This window comes from Heliobacterium mobile, from assembly GCF_009720735.1.
In the GTDB taxonomy this organism is placed as follows: domain Bacteria; phylum Bacillota; class Desulfitobacteriia; order Heliobacteriales; family Heliobacteriaceae; genus Heliobacterium; species Heliobacterium mobile.
In genome coordinates this window covers 132981-150868 of the sequence record NZ_WNKU01000002.1, presented here as the reverse complement: position 1 = coordinate 150868, position 17888 = coordinate 132981, and the positions used below count along the sequence as shown (strand labels likewise).

Genomic DNA, 17888 nt, shown 5'->3' with positions numbered 1-17888 from the left:
ATGATTCAAGAAAAAATGATCGAAGAGCTGGTACGCCAGGTAATGCAATCGATGCAATCTCCAGCCGCCGCTTCCGCTTCTTGCCCTGCCCCGGCGAAGGAATGCAAGCTCGATCCGAAAAAAGACTACCCCTTAGCCAGCAAGCGGCCTGAATTGCTGAAATCGCCAACTGGCAAAAAACTGAGCGACATCACCCTGGAAAAAGTTCTGAATGGTGATGTAAAAGCCGAAGACGTTCGCATCACTCCCGAAACGTTGCGGATGCAAGCTGAGATCGCTGATGGCGTTGGCCGTGTCCAATTTGGCAACAACCTGCGCCGGGCCGCTGAACTGACAGCGATTCCCGACCAGCGCATCCTCGAGATCTATAATGCCTTACGGCCTTATCGTTCCTCCAAGCAGGAACTGCTCGATATCGCCGAAGAGATGGAAAGCAAATACGGAGCCAAAATCAACGCTGCTTTTGTTCGTGAAGCTGCGGGAGTGTATGAACGCCGGGGCCGACTGAAAGCAGAATAGGGATGTGAGCTTTCATGGCCATTGTGGCGGGAGTAGACATCGGTAATTCCACGACTGAAGTTTGCCTCGCTCGGGTAAATGCCCGAGGAGAAAAAGAATATCTGAGCAGCAGCATTGTCAAAACCACAGGGATCAAAGGGACGACAGCGAACTTACCTGGAATCCGGACAGCACTAGATGACGCCTTACGGCATGCCGGCGTCGACATGAACGAACTCGTTCAGATTCGTTTCAATGAAGCCACACCGGTTATCGGCGACTTGGCCATGGAGACGATCACAGAGACGATCATCACTGAATCGACCATGATCGGTCACAACCCAGGTACACCGGGCGGCATCGGCCTAGGCGTCGGAAAAACAGTCACTTTTGCCGAATTGGATCGGATTCAATCCGGTGAAAAAGTCATCGTCGTCATCCCGGCCCGCATTGACTTTGAAGATGCCTCTCAAGCCATCAACTGGGCTTTTGACCGGGGTGTCGATGTGGTAGGCGCTATTGCCTGTCAGGACGATGCTGTATTGATCGCCAATCGTCTCGATAAAAGGATCCCCATCGTCGATGAAGTGACTTTTATCGAAAAAGTGCCGATTGGCATGCTGGCTGCTGTAGAAGTGACTGAACCTGGGAGAACGATTCAGACCTTGTCCAACCCTTACGGAATCGCTACCGTGTTTAATCTGACGCCGGAAGAGACGAAAATGGTCGTGCCCATCGCCCGGGCATTGATCGGGAACCGTTCAGCCGTTGTCGTCAGAACGCCCCAAGGCGATGTGAAGGCCCGCACGATTCCGGCTGGTGTCCTCACAATCTTTGGGCAGCGAAACCGGGAAGAGGTAGACGTAGAATCTGGTTCATCGAAGATCATGCAAGCGGTAGAGCGGGTACAGCCCGTCGTCGATGTCAAAGGCGAGCCCGGTACGAACGCTGGCGGAATGATCGAACGGGTTCGACAAGTCATGAGCGACTTGACCGGTCAGTCTCTTGAGCGAATGAACATTCAAGATCTGCTCAGTGTAGACACTTTTATTCCCCAGCAAGTTCGCGGCGGTTTGGCCGGCGAGTTCGCCCTAGAAAATGCTGTCGCTTTGGCGGCTATGGTCAAGACGAGCCGCCTGCCGATGCAGCAGATCGCTGACCAGCTGATATCTCAGCTAGGAATCCCTGTCGTCATCGCCGGTGTGGAAGCCAACATGGCTGTCCTTGGAGCGCTGACGACACCGGGAACAGATAAACCGCTGGCCATCCTCGATATGGGCGGAGGCTCCACTGACGCGGCCATCGTGACTCGCGATGAAAAAGTCCACTCCATTCACCTCGCCGGTGCTGGTGACATGGTGACTATGCTCATCAACTCCGAACTAGGGCTCAATGATTTGGATTTGGCTGAAGACATCAAGAAGTTCCCTCTGGCCAAAGTGGAAAGTCTCTACCATGTTCGACTTGAAGATGGAACGGTCCGCTTTTATGAAGAGCATTTACCGCCCCAGGTCTTTGCCCGGGTCGTCATACTCAAAGAAAGCGGCATGGTGCCCATTCCATCGGAGTATTCCTTAGAAAAGATTCGCCATGTCCGTCGAGAGGCAAAGAAAAAAGTATTTGTCACCAACGCCTTGCGGGCACTCGCTCGAGTCGCTCCGACGGGAAACGTTCGCCATATCGAATTTGTCGTCATGGTCGGCGGTTCGGCCCTTGATTTTGAGGTGGCTGATATGGTCGCCGATGCTTTGGCTGAGTACGGCATTGTATGCGGTCGTGGTAACATTCGCGGGACAGAAGGACCTCGAAACGCTGTTGCAACCGGTTTGGTTTTATCCTATTCCGGTGGAGGAGCGTGATTGCCATGCTGGATCGGATGCCTGTCAAACCGACCGTGATGGTCTACTACCATCCCCATGAAACTTGTGCGTGCAAGCTGCGGGAGTTGCAAGCAGGCCTCGAAGAGGAAGGAATCCCGGCAGTGATTCATTCCCAATCAGACCCCGATAGCCAACGCTTAGGTTATCAAGCGGCTGGCGCGTCCCACCTAGGCGTAGGTATCGGCGTTGGAAAAGATGGATCTATCTGCATACACCATACACGTTTGCCCGAAGAACGGCCCCTCTTTATCTTAGAGGGGCCCGGTGAACGGGCTGAATGGCGCCGTTTTGGCTACAATGCGGCACGATTGGTGAAGGGTACCCCATTCAAGGACAAAGAAGAGCAGCCCTTTCAAAACAGCGGCGATGATATGAATTTGGATGTGCTCAAAGCAACGATTGCAGAAATCGTCAAAAGAGTTCTTGCAGAACAATCGTCACAACCGGTACGTCCTGCCGATGAGGGGGTGAATGTATGGTCCAGAATGCCTTGGGGTTGATTGAAGTGGTTGGCTTAGCGGCGGCTTTAGAAGCTGCTGACGCTGCAGTAAAAGCGGCTAACATCCAACTCGTTGGCTATGAGATGGCTAAAGGTGGCGGCATGATCGTCGTAAAGATGACCGGCGATGTGGGTGCTATCAAGGCTGCAGTTGCTGCCGGTGAAGTGGCAGCCCGTTCAGTCAATAAGGTCGTTTCTACCCATGTCATCGCCCGTCCTCATCAGGAACTGTCAGGGATGATTTTCTCCAAGGAGAACTCCGGTAGAGCCACGTCGAAAACCGTGAAAGATCCTGCGGAAAATCGGGAAGAGGCTTCCTCAGAACCGGACCCGGAAGAAAAAGCTGCAGAGGAATCCGTTCTCTCTGAAACTGCTGTTGTAGCGGAAGCTTCAGAAAAACCACTTCTGGAGATTCCCTCTTCCCAAGAGCCGATCGTCGATGAATCCACCATTGACGTAACGGATAACCCGACCGAACTAGAAAGTCCCCTGGAGACGACAACTACAACTTTTTCAGAGATAATTCAAGACGCAGAGACACTCCGAGAAGAAACTTGCAATCTCTGCGGCGATCCCAAATGTCCTCGAAAAAAAGGGGAACCTCGTTCCCAATGTATTCATCACCGAAAACTCTAAGGAGGTATGAACGATGCGAGGAGAAGCATTAGGAATGGTCGAATGCAAAGGCCTCGTCGGCGCTATCGAAGCTGCCGATGCCATGGTGAAAGCGGCCAACGTAAATTTGATCGGTTATGAAAAGATTGGTTCTGGTTTGGTGACCGTTCTTGTCCGTGGCGATGTGGGCGCTGTGAAAGCGGCTACTGACTCTGGCGCTGCAGCCGCTCAAAAAGTCGGTGAACTGATTTCGGTTCATGTCATTCCCCGTCCCCATATGGACGTGGAAAAAATTCTGCCGAAGCTCGAGGGCTAAGGCGTCTTAGGTAAAGTGGGTGAATTCCTTGGAACCCAAATTGATCGAACAAGTTGTCGCCCAAGTACTGATCGCACTAAAAGACAGGCTGCCTGAATTGGAATCGGCTTCCCGAACGATTCGGGTAGGCATTTCTAACCGCCACATCCACCTTTCCAATGAGCATGTGGAAATCCTCTTTGGAGTTGGATACCAGCTGAAAAAGTTGAAAGACCTGGCTCAAGAAGGGGAATTCGCCGCCGAAGAGACGGTTACCTTGGTCGGCCCGAAAGGCGTTATCCGTGGTGTTCGTGTGCTCGGACCTTTGCGTAAAACGACTCAGGTTGAAATATCTCGAACAGACGCTTTCAGCTTGGGAATCAAAGCACCTGTCCGAGATTCTGGACAGATCGAAGGCTCTGCAGGGATCACTATTGTGGGTCCCTGCGGGTCGATTACCCTAAAGGAAGGCGTCATCATGGCTGCTCGGCATATCCACATGCACCCCGATGACGCCGCTTTTTTTGGCGTGAAAGATCAGGATCGAGTTTCGATCGAGACGACGGGCACACGAGGAATCGTTTTCAAGAACGTACTGATTCGCGTCCATCCCAAGTTTCGCTTAGAGATGCATCTCGATGTAGATGAAGCTAATGCGGCCGAACTGAATAACAATGATGCGGTGCAACTGGTCCGGCAGTCCTGAAAGGAGGCGGAGCGATGGATGACAATCTAGTTCGCCTCGTTACCGCCGAGGTCATGCGACGCTTAAACCAGGCCGGGATAGGGAATGAACCCCCTACCCGGCCCCGGTTTAGGGTGATGGCTATTTTTACCGGCGGCTCCATCGGTCTAGAAGAGGGCTTACAGTCCCTTCAGGAATTAGAGCAACGTTCCTGTGAGATGACCATAGTTCTTTCCCATGCAGCGGAACAGATAGTCGGTGTAAAGCGAATCAAAGAACGGTTAGGCGCTGACGTGGAGATTATCACTCCCTCTGACCCCTATCCGGGAAAACTTCTTCGTCAAGCCGATTTGGTTATGGTACCGGTGTTGACCCAAAATACGATGGCGAAACTGGCGCACACTTTATCAGATACGTTACCGACGACGCTGGTTTTTCAGGCACTTATGCTTGGCAAACCGGTGATTGCCGCCCAGAATGCGGCTGATCCGAAAGATTGCTGGCGAACAGGTGCGGCGATGGATAAAGCACCGATCGTGCTTGTCCGAGCCTTTCAAGAAAACCTGCAAAGAGTCAGGGATTATGGTGTTCAACTGGTCGACGTAAACAGATTGGCTTCAGAAGCAGGCCAAATGTTAGACCTACAGCTTTCCTCCGACAGCGATCGGGCACCAGCAAAAACAGCCGTGAAAAAGGGACTCGTCACCGCTGAGATGATCCGTTCTGTCGCATTAAATGGCGGCCGGACTTTCAACGCGTCGACGAACGATGTGATCACACCGTTAGCTCGGGACATCGCTCGAGACTTCGGTGTTGAAATCATTACATCCTGAACAAGCGGCGCTTGCGGTGGAATGAAAGTGACCGGAGCGCACCTGAAAAGGGGGGAGTTTTTCCATGTGGATCGGTACCGTTGTGGGTAACGTGGTAGCAACGAGCAAAGATCCAAGTTTAGTTGGCAGCAAGTTGTTAATCATTAAGCCCTTATCTAGCAGCGGCGTGAGCCGTCCGGGTTTGCACGTCGCCGTAGATACGGTGGGAGCCGGGAACGGGGAAAGGGTTCTCGTCCTGCAGGGCGCTTCGGCCCGGCTCATCCTGCCGAATAAGAATAGCGCTGTAGATGCTGCGATCGTTGGAATCATCGACTCGATGGAAATGGATGAACGATTACTCGCCTGCGACGATTAACCGGCGAGGGGTAATGAGAATGAAAGTATATACAAAAACAGGAGACCGGGGCGTTACCAGCCTATACAGCGGCCAGAGGGTGCCGAAAGATCATGCCCGGGTCGACGTTTATGGAACGATGGATGAAGCCTCCGCTGCGATGGGCTTGGCTAAATCACTCACAAACAATGAAACAGCCCTGTCACTCATACACCGGCTGCAACAAGAAATATTTGATGTGAACGCTGATTTTGCCACAGAGCCAAAGGCAGACGTCAAGGGGGGCGAACCTCGGTATCGTATCAACGATGGACATCTGCAGGCTTTAGAGCAGATCATCGATGATTTGGAGGCAAAGCGTATCCCCCAAAAGGGCTTTGTCATCCCTGGTGCTTCTCAGGCTGGAGCTGCCCTCGATTTGGCTCGGACGATTGTCAGGAGAGCCGAACGAGCTGCCGTATCGCTGGCAAAGTTTTCCGATGTGCATCCGCCCGTCATGATCTATCTCAACCGGTTATCAGACTTGCTTTTTGTACTGGCTCGTTATGTCGACCAAGAAGAAATGGTATCGCGGGTAACGAGAGAAGTGGTAAAGGCGATGCAAGGCCAGGAGGATGGAACTATGTTGGAAAAAGCCAAAAAGATGATTGCAGCGGCTGAAGCGAAAGCCGATGCTATTGGAGTTCCCATGGTCATCACGGTCGTCGATGAAGGGGGAAACTTGGTGGCCCAGCACCGGATGGACGGCGCTTTGCTCGCAAGCATTGCTATCTCCCGGGATAAGGCTTATACATCAGTCGCCTTGAAGATGACTACAGAAACAGCCTCCAAATTGGCCCAACCTGGCGAGATGCTTTATGGATTAAACACAACTGATGGGAGCCGTCTGGTCGTCTTTGGAGGCGGTTTGCCGATCGTGGATAACGGACGGATTATCGGTGCCATCGGTGTAAGCGGTGGCTCAGTAGAACAAGACGTGTCTGTTGCCGAGGCTGGTCTTGCAGCCTGGTAAACGGAGCCAATCACGGGAGTGATAATAACCATGAATATACCGAACGAAGTGATCTCGCAAATTGTGTCACAGGTGATGGCGAACCTACAGCCGCAACAAGAGAAAAAGTCCACCCCATTGATTCCGGGAGTTTTCTCGAACGTTAACCAGGCTGTCGAAGCAGCAAAATATGCCTACCTGCAACTGCGTACCTTGTCTATGGCCAAACGGGAAGAACTCATCCAAGCTATGCGAGAGGCCGCTTTCGCTAACGCTCGAGAATTAGCCGAAATCGCCGTTCGCGAGACGGGAATGGGCCGCGTCAGCGATAAAATTTTGAAAAATCAACTGGCAGCTCGGAAAACACCAGGCACAGAAGACCTGAAAACAGAATCTTGGACAGGTGATGATGGTCTCACATTGGTCGAGATGGGCGCTTATGGCGTAATCGGCGCCATTACCCCTACGACCAACCCCTCCGAGACCATCATTTGTAACGGAATCGGTATGATCGCCGCAGGTAACTCTGTGGTTTTCAGTCCGCACCCGACAGCGAAAGAAACTTCTTTCTTAACGTTGAAGATCCTCAATGAAGCGATTGTCGCCGCCGGCGGTCCGGCCAACTTGCTCACCATGGTAGCAGAGCCCTCTATCGAAGCGGCTAATGAAATGATGCGGCATCCCGGCATTATTATGTTGGTGGCTACAGGCGGACCGGGCGTTGTGAAAGCAGTCCTTTCGTCTGGTAAAAAAGCCATCGGTGCCGGTGCCGGTAATCCACCTGTGATCGTCGATGAAACGGCCGATATCCCCAAGGCAGCTCGGGATATCATCGCAGGATGTTCCTTCGATAACAATTTACCCTGCATCGCTGAAAAGGAATGCATCGTCGTCGGTTCTGTAGCCGATGAACTGATTACCCATATGCGTCGAAGCGGGGCTTATCTGATCAAAGGCAAGGAAATTGATGACCTTCTGAAGGTTGTTATGACGGAAAAAGAGGAAAAGATCGCCGAAGGATGTACGGTAAAACCTAAAAAGTCATACGGCATCAACAAAGCCTGGGTGGGAAAAGATGCGCAGATTATCCTCAAAGCGATTGGCATTGACGTACCTAGCGATGTTCGTGCCGTCATCTGTGAAGTGGAAGAGGACCATCCCTTCGTCGTTGAAGAGTTGATGATGCCGATCCTGCCGATCGTCCAAGTGAAAAATATCGATGCTGCCATCGCATTGGGTGTCAAGGTCGAGCATGGCAACCGCCACACGGCAATCATGCACTCTAAAAATGTTGATAACTTGACTCGCTTTGCCCGTGCTGTCCAGACGACGATTTTTGTCAAGAATGGGCCCTCTTATGCCGGCATCGGTGTCGGCGGGGAAGGTTACAACACCTTTACGATCGCTGGGCCGACGGGAGAAGGGCTCACATCTGCCCGTACGTTCACTCGTCAGCGCCGATGCGTGCTTGTTGACGGGTTTAAGATTGTATAAATAAGAACTAGCGCGAAGTACCGTTCATAAAAGCGGGTGAAAAAATGCGTGAAAAAATCGTCAAGGCAGTGAAAGAGGCCGGCGTCGTCGGAGCAGGTGGCGCCGGTTTCCCCACTCACATCAAAATGAATGCGAGTGCAGATATCATCATTGCTAACGGCGCTGAATGTGAACCCCTTCTTCGTTCCCACCAGCACTTGATGGCCGCTGAGAGTGATAGGGTCGTCCTCGGTCTTATCGCCGTCATGTTGGCAACGGGCGCGCAAAAAAGCTATATCGGGCTAAAGAAAAAGTACTCTGTGGCGATTGAGGCATTAGAACAATCGATTGAGCGCCATGCCAAAGGGCGGGTGGAACTGTTCATCCTGCCCGACTTTTATCCGGCTGGCGATGAACAGGTTCTCGTCTACGAAGTAACTGGTAAGATCATTCCCGAAGGCGGAATTCCCCTGCACGTGGGCGTTGTTGTCATCAACGTGGAGACTCTTGTCAATATTACCAAAGCCTTAGACGGTGTCCCAGTCATGACCAAGTATGTGACAGTCACCGGGGCAGTCCGTCAGCCGGTGACATTGAAAGTCCCGATCGGGATTCCTATCCGGTTGCTGATCGAGGCAGCTGGCGGTGCCATTGTCAATGACTATGCCTTGATCGATGGAGGTCCCATGATGGGCCGCATCGTCGAAGTTGATTCGCCAGTGACAAAGACCACCGGTGGTATCATCGTGCTGCCGAAGGACCACTCCTTGATCGCCGGGAAAACACTCCCTTGGTCAGCCATTGCCAACCGCTCTAAATCGGTCTGTTGTGCATGCCGGGCTTGTACCGACTGCTGTCCACGTCACTTGCTCGGCCACAGCTTAGAACCGCACCGGATCATGCAGGCTATCGGTAACGGCACTTCCTACCAAGGCGATGCGATTACGCGGGCTTTTCTCTGTTCCGAGTGTGGTGCCTGCGATACTTTCGGATGCTCCATGGGCTTATCGCCACGCAGGGTAAACATGGAACTGAAGCGGCAGCTTTCAGCGGCTGGCATCAAGAATCCCTATCATAATCAACCTTTTCGGACCGTATCACACCGGGAAAACCGCCGAATTCCGATTAAACGGCTCATTGCCCGGTTGAACTTATCCGCTTATGATGTAGCGGCGCCACTGGAGGATCGTGAACTCTCGATCAGCGAAGTTCAACTTCCTTTGCGTCAGCATATCGGAGCCCCATCCCAGCCTTGTGTCAGCATCGGCGATTCCGTTCAGGCAGGTCAATTGGTGGCCGCCATTCCAGAAGGAGCTGCTGTCGGCGCGAATATCCATGCCAGCATCAGCGGAACCGTCTTTGCGACAGAGAACTACATCGGCATCCGGACCGACCGTTGAAAGGGGTGGGAGAACGATGAAACATGCTATCGGTTTACTGGAAATTGAAAACGTCACGAAAGGTATCTTAGCTGCCGACACCATGCTGAAATCAGGCAATGTAGAATTGGTCGTGGCTCAGCCCATGTGTCCGGGAAAATATATCGTGCTTGTGTCCGGCGATGTGGGTGCTGTGCAGAGCGCTGTTCGCAGCGGTCAAGCTGTGGCAAAGGAATCTGTCGTCAATGACTTTGTCCTGCCGAACGTACACCCTTCCATCTTTCCGGCATTAAACGGCTGTTCCGAGGTAAAGCAGATCAGGGCCTTAGGGGTCATTGAAACTTACTCCGTCGCCTCAGCCGTGGTAGCCGCCGATACGGCTGTGAAAGCAGCCGGCGTCGAACTGATCGAGATTCGCCTGGCGAGAGGTCTAGGCGGGAAATCGATCATTTCTCTCACGGGAGATGTGGGCGCCGTTAGCGCAGCGATTCAGGCCGGCAGCCATGTCATTAAAGAAAGCGGCTTTTTGGTCGATCAAATCGTCATTCCTGCGCCCCATAAAGGACTCCAGGCGAGTATCTTTTAATCAAACTACTTTACCTATTTTGTTTCATTGTCGTAAATTAGGCTGTACGATTAAGGACAGTTTTAAAGAGCAAGAAAAGGGACTCTTTCTAAGGCATACCCATATTGTCAAAGACAATGGAATGCTTATGAAAGAGTCCCTTATTATTCGAACACCCTTATTCAACCAATGAAGAAATATTATTCCTCCGAGTCATCAGTCACTGACGGCTGCACCTGGCTTAGAGCAAAGGTAAAGTCTTCCTGAGTAACCCGGATGGACTGCATAACCTCTACCGATAAGGTCCCGGGCCAATGATCCATGTTGGGTCCGAGTGCGCGACTTGCGGCCATCAAAGCGGCCTTGGCACAGAGTGCGGCAATATCGGCGCCTGTGAAGCCCTCGGTGGCTTCGATCAAATGGGTCATATCGACGCCCGGTTCCAATGGCATTTTAGAAGTGTGGAGTTTTAGAATCTGTTCGCGATCTTCTTTTGAAGGAACAGTGATGCGGATACGGTAATCAAATCGGCCGGGTCGGAGCAAAGCCTTGTCCAATATATCGAGGCGGTTGGTCGTGGCGATGACGACGATCTGTGACCGCCGGTCAAAACCATCCATGAGGGAGAGAAATTGTGCCACTAGAGTAGCCTCAAAAGAAGTGGTCGTTCGGCTGCGGTCAAAAGCAAAGGCGTCGATTTCATCGAAGAAGATGATGCTAGGGGCTTTTTGCTCTGCCTGGGCGAAGAGGTCGCGCAAGCGTTTTTCGCTCTGTCCGTGCAAAGAGGAGAGGAATTCAGGTCCTTTTACCGCAAAAAAGCTGGCTTGCACCTCGTTGGCGACAACCTGAGCTAAAAGGGTTTTCCCACAGCCTGGCGGTCCGTATAGTAAGACCCCTTTCGGCGGCGTGATATTTAAAGTGCGAATCAAGTCGGGGTAGCGAAGGGGGAGTTCTACGGCTTCACGAATTAGGCGCAGTTGTTCTTTCATCCCACCGATATCTTTATAGGTGAGCTGGCCCGGTTGGACAGGCTGGAAGATCTCTTCTTGAGTACCAGGTATCCTGTTTGTGGAATTGGCTTCAGCAGCATCAGGACGATTGGCAGCACGAGAGACTTCTTTGGGTACTTCCGATGGGCTAGTATCTTCGATGGAACGGGTCTCGTCGACGCGCTGACTTGTGACAGATCGATCCATATCTTTGCGTCCATGGCCGGCTCGGACTAGTGGAGTCCGGCAGATCCCGACGATTTGTTCCTCTTCCCAGCGATATTCCCAAGCACCGTCACGTCGAGGATTGATGGTGTCCGGCAAGGCATTTACACGCAGGCGAATTTGTTCCCAATCCAACAAGGGGCAGCCCAGGGAGAATCGTTGACGGGATATTTCCTGCAACTTTTCCATAATTCCGTTTTTGTCGACGTGAAAAAGCCCTTCTGCGTCGAGAGTACCCATATGATACCAGCGAAATCCAGCGGGGTCGCTGTAATCCTGGTCATCGACAATGAGATACCGACATCCAGGAAAGAACAATTCGTTTTCGTCCCGAGCTGTGATGCCGGGTGTCCGGCCGTCACAATAAAAATGGGGATCTTTAGCGTGCAGTCGCTGTTCCAAACAAACGACGATGGCGTCCATCCCTGCGGGATCGATCTGATGCTCGCCCTTCGAGATACGCAAAATAGCCCAATTGCGAATTTGTTTCCATAGGGTACATAATTGGCTTAATTCCTTGGAACGACTGGAAAAAGCAGCACGGTAACATCCGCCGGTTTCATTTTTCGATTTCGTAATCATAGGGTATTGGCGGGTAAATTTCCACATCCCTAGGGAGTCTAAGGTGGAAATAGGACGAAATTCAATGACCACTTGGTGATGCATAGTCCCATTATTCATTATGTAATCGTTCATCATGAGTACCTCGTGCCAAAGGAATTTTTGTGGGATAATCTTCTCAAACTATACCAGGAAAAAGGTAAAGATGTCCATGGTCCAGTAAAAGGTGGTTCTCGTTAAAATTATAAGAACCTTGCATCAGCGAGAAAAATAAGGCTCTCTGAAGGATTTGTCTATTGGAAAAAGAACTGTTACAGTTAACAACATAAGGACGGAACTAGAGAGGTATTTGAGTTCACGCAAAGGAGAAGGTTTGATGAGATATCTAGAATGGGGAAGAACAGGGTTAAAAGTTTCCGAAGTCGGTTTTGGTGGAATTCCCATCATTCGTTTGGGTGTAGACGAAGCGACGAAGGTTCTTCACCGCGCTTATGATAAGGGGATCAACTTTTACGATACGGCCAACGCCTACAGAGACAGTGAAGAAAAAATCGGATTCGCTTTTGCGGGTATACGGGATAAGGTGATTATCGCCACAAAAACTGGGCGGCGGGATGCTAAGGGTGCTGTAGAACATCTCGAAAACAGCCTGAAAATGCTGCGTACCGATTATATTGATCTCTATCAACTACACCAGGTCTCTCAGGAACGAGATTGGGATGCCTTGACAGCGCCTGGCGGCGCCCTGGAAGTTTTACAGAAAGCAAAGGAGCAAGGAAAGATACGCCTCCTAGGCGTAACCTCTCACAGTCGGACCATGGCCGTTAAGCTGGTGAAAACAGGATTGTTCGCAACGGTTCAGTTCCCTTTTAATTTCATCGAAGATGCAGCGAAAGAGGACCTATTCCCGGCTGCAGGGGAGCTGGGCCTGGGCATTTTGGCGATGAAGCCTTTTGCAGGCGGGATGATCGATAATGCTCGGCTGGCTTTTAAGTTTCTACGACAGTTTCCAGATATCCTCGCCATACCAGGATTTGATTCGGTTAAGTCTGTTGACGAAATCCTGTCCATTTATGAACAGCCGAACCACATCACTGAGGAAGATCTGGTTGGAATGGAGCAATATAAACAGGAACTGGGGCAGCAGTTTTGCCGTCGTTGTGAATACTGCCAACCTTGCCCGAGCGGCGTTATGATCACGCCGGCCATGGGATATAAGGTACTGGCTATGCGCATGTCGCCATCGGTAGCGGTAGAGTTTTTACGAAGCCCCATGGAATCGGTGACAAAGTGTGTAGACTGCGGTGCTTGTATCAAACGCTGTCCTTATGACCTGCCCATTCCGGACATGTTGAAAAAACATTATGATATGTGGGAAGAACACAAGCTGGTAAGCAATAAATAAATCGATTTTGGCAGTTTTAAAAGATGGGCATTGTGATATGCACAATGCCCAAAAGTCTGTTTCATTGCAAATAGAAAGGTGGAGATAACGTTGACGATCGAGACATTACGAGCACTGGCTGAACAAGGTGATGTAGAGGGACAATTCCGTTTAGCTGAGAAGTTGGAAAACGGTCAAGGTGTGACGAAAGATGAGGCAGAAGCCGCCCTTTGGTATAAAAAGGCGGCCGAACAGGGGCTGATTGAGGCTCAACTCAACTTGGCTGACATGTATACAGAAGGCAGAGGCGTGGAAAGGAACGATACGGAGGCGGTCCATTGGTATCGTAAGGCGGCCGAACAGGGTGATCCCGACGGACAGTTTGAACTCGCCATGATGTACGTATTAGGGCAAGGTTTAGATAAAGACGACTCCCTGGCTGTTCTTTGGTTCCATAAAGCGGCTGAGCAAGGACATGTTGATGCTCAATTCAACCTCGCCTTTATGTACGAAGAAGGGCAAGGGGTTGATGAGAACAAAGAAGAATCACGTTTGTGGTATGGCAAAGCGGCTGAACAAGGAGATGAAGAGGCTCAGAAAAAACTGGGCATTTATACGGCGCCACCGAAGAATAAGAAAAAACGCAAGTAGTTTTTCGGTAAAAAGGCAGGACAAGCACTCGCAGGATGATCGCTGATAGGTCATTGTTCCGGACTTTTGATTTTAGACAATTCTTCTTGCAGTGCAATCTGGGGAATCAGTTCAGTAGATATAGTGAATTGATTCCCTTCTTTTTGTATCAATAGTAATAGAGGGCGTTTAAAGGCCCATTGGGGCTGTTGAGGGACGAGTAAGAGTTTTTGCGTATCCTCTATGAAGGTTGAAAAAACTTTTCCATTCACTAGGTCACGATGATGATCGATGGAAATGGAAAAGTTCACATATGGTGGATTTGATTTCAACGTTTCGAAAGCCTGACTTATCGGTAAGGGGGGGGAGAAGGTGATGAGAAACTGACCAGTTCCTTTGTCTCCACTATTTGATTCTACACAAATGCGGGTGAGCTTGAATCCTTTTGCACAGTTCGATATTGTGATGCGTTCATTTGCAGATGCTATTCGTAATTCTTGTGTAGTCACTTCCAGCGATCTATAACAGATTTCCTTCCCATTACAGCGGTAAATCCATTGTTCACCGGCGAGCAATTTTGCTGGAGAACGGAGCAGCATCAAATGACGAGTGTCACACCGTAGGACTCCGATGCTAAAGACCTCCGAATAAAAGGCTTTGAGTCCAGTGAAGAAAAGGGGTACCCAAACTTTTCGAGGTATCCGGCAGCGTTTGTTGTTGATCATGACATAACTTTTCGGACCGGCGAGGGTGCTCCGTTCGCGGTACATGACAGGGAGGGAATCCTTTTCTGCATGCCGTAAGGGATCGATCAGTCCGGCATACCTTTGGGAAGTTTTAAGGGCAGCGGTGAAATGGAGGACGATCTCTTCGTCTCGCAGGGACCGAAACTCGATATGAACTTCCGGTTTCCCTAAGTGGGTCGATCGTTCATAACGAATCGGGGAATAAAGGACAGGCCGGTTTATCGTCGTCCGCTGCAACGCTTCAACGATAGCGGCATCGTTGATGATATCGGCTTGACTTTGGTCGTTATGGGTGACAATGATCCTTATCAAGGGAATCTGATTTTCCCGATGTTGAATCATTGCTTCGATAGCGTCGTAGTGGCTATGATTTTTAAGAAAAAAAATTACATGGACATCATATCGTCTGAAAACGATAGAAAAGGGTTGAAGAAGGGACATATCCATACCTCCTCGCTCCTAGATTGGTTTATCAAAAGGATTTGCTTTTTCCGCTTAAAGTAATATGATATATATTGTCGAAAAGACTGGAGGTGATTTGCTTGAAAAGATATCTAAAGAGCCTTTTTCTCGGTTTAATCTTTGCGGGAATATTCGCGACAAGTGCAAGCGCCAGCGATATAAAGGTCTACCTTGACGGAAAGTCGATTGATTTTCCTGATGTAAAGCCCTACATAAATGAAGATGATCGACTTATGGTTCCGGTTCGTTTTATTTCAGACCAATTTGGTGACCCTGTTACCTGGGATGACCTGAAGCAAGAAGTCATGATTAAACATAAAGATAAGATCATCGAGATTCCCATCGGTCAGCAGTGGGTATATGTTGACGGTATTCAGGTTAACATGCCTACGAAAGCAGTTAATTCAGATGGGCGTGTAATGGTGCCGTTGGGTGTTATCGGTACATTCTTCGACATAACCCCAACGTGGAATGGTAACACCTTAACTGTTAAGTTTTTTTCAAAAGAAGGGAACGGTACAAAGATGAAAAACAACAAGTATTCCAAACCGCCGGAAATGACGATCGATTCCAACAAGAAATACATGGCTACGGTTAATACTACAAAAGGCCAGATTAAAATCGAACTGTTAGCCGATAAAGCCCCGATCACCGTCAACAATTTCGTCTTTCTCGCAAAGGATAACTTTTATGAAGGCGTTCGTTTCCACCGAATCATCAAAAACTTCATGATCCAAACGGGTGACCCTGACGGCAACGGCACTGGCGGACCGGGATACCGTTTCGCCGATGAACTACCTCCGGCCCTTCCTTACGGTCCTGGAGTTGTGGCCATGGCGAACGCAGGCCCTAACACTAACGGCAGTCAATTCTTCATCTGTAATGGCGATGATTCAAAGTTCCTGAATCAACATCCCAACTACACCGTCTTTGGCAAAGTGATCGAAGGAATGGATGTAGTCCTGAAAATCTCCGATACACCTGTCGGTTGGGGTTCCGGCGGAGAACGCAGCAAACCTATGGAAGAAGTCTTGATCGAATCTATCAGTATCGAAGAGAAGTAACTCTTTATTATAAAACCTATTGATTTCTTTCAAAGATCATGACCTTTTGAGGTCTCCTTCTATAACGATGGTTGAACTCAAAAGAGGGATCATAAACAAATGGTGGGAGCTGTCATAAAGAACTGTGGCAGCTCTTCTTTTATTTTAAAAGTCGCCTTCTATTTTATGAATCAACGCCAGACAATTTCGAGCATTATTTCGGCGTAATGTGGAGCCAATATCGAACTGTTGTGAATGTTCGTTAATTTCTAACGATATATTTAATTTCTAAAGTTATTCTTCTGTATAGTGTGAAAAACAAAAAAATATTGCTGACGAGCGGATTAATTCCTTGTATAATGTACAAGTGTCCGCGAGGTACAAACAAAAGGGACTTTTTTAGACGGAAACTATGGGAGGATTATACGTTGCAGCAAAACACAGAAGCTTTGCTAAAAAAAGACATCGGCCTGATCGTAGCGATGTCGATCGTCATTGGTTCCGTTATCGGCTCAGGGATCTTTATGAAACCGGGTAAGGTCATTACCGCAGCTGGTGATTCTTCGATGGCTCTATGGGCGTGGATTATCGGGGGAATCATCACCCTGGCCAGCGGGTTGACCATCGTGGAATTGAGTGTTCAGATTCCTAAAACGGGTGGTCTCTACGTATACCTGGAAGAAGTCTATGGCAAAGTTTGGGGATACCTTTGCGGGTGGGTTCAGACACTGATTTATGGACCGGCTGTTATCGCCGCCCTGGGGCTCTTTTTTGGCTCTCTGGTTGCATATTTTTTCGATTTGCCTGCCACCTGGAAGATCTGGATTGGTTTGAGCACGATCGCCTTTTTGGCTCTGGTAAACAGTTTGGGGACGAAGTACGGCGGTTTTGTTCAATCAGTCTCTACAGCAGGAAAACTAATACCCATTGCGGCAATTGCGGTTTTTGGCATCTGGAAAGGAAACGGCCAGATCCTGGGTATGGCGAGCGGGGTAACAGAGCGCTCTGGAATGGGTGCAGCTATCTTGGCAACCCTGTGGGCTTATGATGGTTGGGCTCTAGTCGGTTTTGTGGCTGGTGAGATGAAAAACCCGGCTAAAATTCTCCCAAGGGCGATCATCATCGGATTGTCAGTCGTTACTGTGGCCTATCTATCGGTGAACCTTGCCATGATGCATGTGCTTCCTGCTGCGGATATCGCTAAACTCGGTGAAAATGCCGCAGGTACCGTTGCTACTAATCTCTTCGGCGGCATCGGAGGAAAGATCATCAGTGTTGGCATTATGGTGTCTATTTTTGGCTGTTTGAACGGCAAAATTTTGACCTTCCCCCGAGTACCTCTGGCGATGGCAGAACGGGGACAGTTACCTCTTTCCGGTCTGTTGTCCAAAGTTCATGCAGGATTCGGTACGCCGATCTTTGCCACTTTGTCTCAAGTCATTCTCGCCGTAATCATGATCTTTGTCGGCGACCCCGATCGACTCTCCGATATCGCCATATTCGCCATTTATCTCTTTTATATTCAAGCCTTCGCAGCTGTCTTTATCCTTCGCAAAAGAAATAGATCCCTATCGCGTAGCTATAGTGTCCCCGCTTATCCCTTGATCCCACTTGTGGCCATTTTGGGCTCCGGATTTATCATCGTGAGCACGATTATGAATAATCCTTTGGATACGTTGATGGCTCTTGCTATCACTGTCGTAGGACTGCCGATGTACTGGTATTTGAATCGCAACCCACTCATGGCGGCCGACAAAAATCTAAGCGCTGATTAAATCACAAAGCCTTCACCCCACAGCAG

General features: G+C 49.9%; 18 protein-coding genes. 16 read left to right on the top strand and 2 right to left on the bottom strand.

Annotated elements, in window-relative coordinates; translation table 11 throughout:
- The 12 genes from GJ688_RS03225 (at position 1) to GJ688_RS03170 (ending at position 10068) form a co-directional block, all read left to right on the top strand.
- The gene (locus tag GJ688_RS03225) at positions 1-519 is read left to right on the top strand and encodes a diol dehydratase small subunit (RefSeq protein WP_155475093.1); all 519 of its coding nucleotides are present in this window, start codon (positions 1-3) and stop codon (positions 517-519) included.
- A gap of 14 nt (positions 520-533) precedes the next feature.
- Positions 534-2357, top strand: coding sequence for a diol dehydratase reactivase subunit alpha (locus tag GJ688_RS03220; RefSeq protein WP_155475092.1), 1824 nt, complete (start codon positions 534-536; stop codon positions 2355-2357).
- Positions 2358-2362: 5 nt separating this feature from the next.
- Positions 2363-2878, top strand: a complete 516-nt coding sequence (locus GJ688_RS03215) for a glycerol dehydratase reactivase beta/small subunit family protein (protein WP_155475091.1) — start codon at positions 2363-2365, stop codon at positions 2876-2878.
- Positions 2854-3513, top strand: coding sequence for a BMC domain-containing protein (locus GJ688_RS21250; RefSeq protein WP_155475090.1), 660 nt, complete (start codon positions 2854-2856; stop codon positions 3511-3513). The genes GJ688_RS03215 and GJ688_RS21250 overlap by 25 nt, the downstream gene beginning before the upstream one ends.
- A gap of 13 nt (positions 3514-3526) precedes the next feature.
- The gene (gene pduA, locus GJ688_RS03205) at positions 3527-3808 is read left to right on the top strand and encodes a propanediol utilization microcompartment protein PduA (RefSeq protein ID WP_155475089.1); all 282 of its coding nucleotides are present in this window, start codon (positions 3527-3529) and stop codon (positions 3806-3808) included.
- Between the two features lie 28 nt (positions 3809-3836).
- Positions 3837-4493, top strand: a complete 657-nt coding sequence (gene pduL / locus GJ688_RS03200; protein ID WP_155475275.1) for a phosphate propanoyltransferase — start codon at positions 3837-3839, stop codon at positions 4491-4493.
- A gap of 14 nt (positions 4494-4507) precedes the next feature.
- A complete protein-coding gene (locus GJ688_RS03195) occupies positions 4508-5305 on the top strand; it encodes a flavoprotein (RefSeq protein ID WP_155475088.1) in 798 nt (265 codons plus the stop codon).
- Between the two features lie 64 nt (positions 5306-5369).
- Positions 5370-5660, top strand: coding sequence for a EutN/CcmL family microcompartment protein (locus GJ688_RS03190; RefSeq protein WP_155475087.1), 291 nt, complete (start codon positions 5370-5372; stop codon positions 5658-5660).
- A gap of 19 nt (positions 5661-5679) precedes the next feature.
- Positions 5680-6651 carry a cob(I)yrinic acid a,c-diamide adenosyltransferase gene (locus GJ688_RS03185; protein ID WP_155475086.1) on the top strand — a complete coding sequence of 324 codons (972 nt, stop codon included), beginning with the start codon at positions 5680-5682 and terminating at the stop codon, positions 6649-6651.
- Between the two features lie 30 nt (positions 6652-6681).
- Positions 6682-8124, top strand: coding sequence for an aldehyde dehydrogenase family protein (locus GJ688_RS03180; RefSeq protein WP_155475085.1), 1443 nt, complete (start codon positions 6682-6684; stop codon positions 8122-8124).
- Positions 8125-8168: 44 nt separating this feature from the next.
- A complete protein-coding gene (locus GJ688_RS03175; RefSeq protein WP_155475084.1) occupies positions 8169-9503 on the top strand; it encodes an SLBB domain-containing protein in 1335 nt (444 codons plus the stop codon).
- Between the two features lie 16 nt (positions 9504-9519).
- Entirely contained in the window at positions 9520-10068 is a 549-nt protein-coding gene (locus GJ688_RS03170) for a BMC domain-containing protein (protein ID WP_155475083.1), read from the top strand.
- Positions 10069-10247: 179 nt separating this feature from the next.
- On the opposite strand, the gene GJ688_RS03165 is transcribed toward GJ688_RS03170, so the two are convergent.
- On the bottom strand, positions 10248-11957 hold the full coding sequence (locus tag GJ688_RS03165; RefSeq protein ID WP_170291610.1) for an ATP-binding protein: 1710 nt from the start codon (positions 11955-11957) through the stop codon (positions 10248-10250).
- A 241-nt stretch (positions 11958-12198) separates the two neighbouring features.
- On the opposite strand from GJ688_RS03165, the gene GJ688_RS03160 reads away from it, so the two are divergent.
- Positions 12199-13227 carry an aldo/keto reductase gene (locus GJ688_RS03160; RefSeq protein WP_155475081.1) on the top strand — a complete coding sequence of 343 codons (1029 nt, stop codon included), beginning with the start codon at positions 12199-12201 and terminating at the stop codon, positions 13225-13227.
- A 90-nt stretch (positions 13228-13317) separates the two neighbouring features.
- Positions 13318-13857 carry a tetratricopeptide repeat protein gene (locus GJ688_RS03155; RefSeq protein ID WP_155475080.1) on the top strand — a complete coding sequence of 180 codons (540 nt, stop codon included), beginning with the start codon at positions 13318-13320 and terminating at the stop codon, positions 13855-13857.
- A 50-nt stretch (positions 13858-13907) separates the two neighbouring features.
- On the opposite strand, the gene GJ688_RS03150 is transcribed toward GJ688_RS03155, so the two are convergent.
- Entirely contained in the window at positions 13908-15023 is a 1116-nt protein-coding gene (locus tag GJ688_RS03150; protein ID WP_155475079.1) for a hypothetical protein, read from the bottom strand.
- Positions 15024-15124: 101 nt separating this feature from the next.
- Between GJ688_RS03150 and GJ688_RS03145 the strand changes: the two genes are divergently transcribed.
- Positions 15125-16108 carry a peptidylprolyl isomerase gene (locus tag GJ688_RS03145; protein WP_170291609.1) on the top strand — a complete coding sequence of 328 codons (984 nt, stop codon included), beginning with the start codon at positions 15125-15127 and terminating at the stop codon, positions 16106-16108.
- 407 nt (positions 16109-16515) lie between these two features.
- The gene (locus GJ688_RS03140) at positions 16516-17862 is read left to right on the top strand and encodes an APC family permease (protein ID WP_235910735.1); all 1347 of its coding nucleotides are present in this window, start codon (positions 16516-16518) and stop codon (positions 17860-17862) included.
- Positions 17863-17888 lie beyond the last annotated feature (26 nt).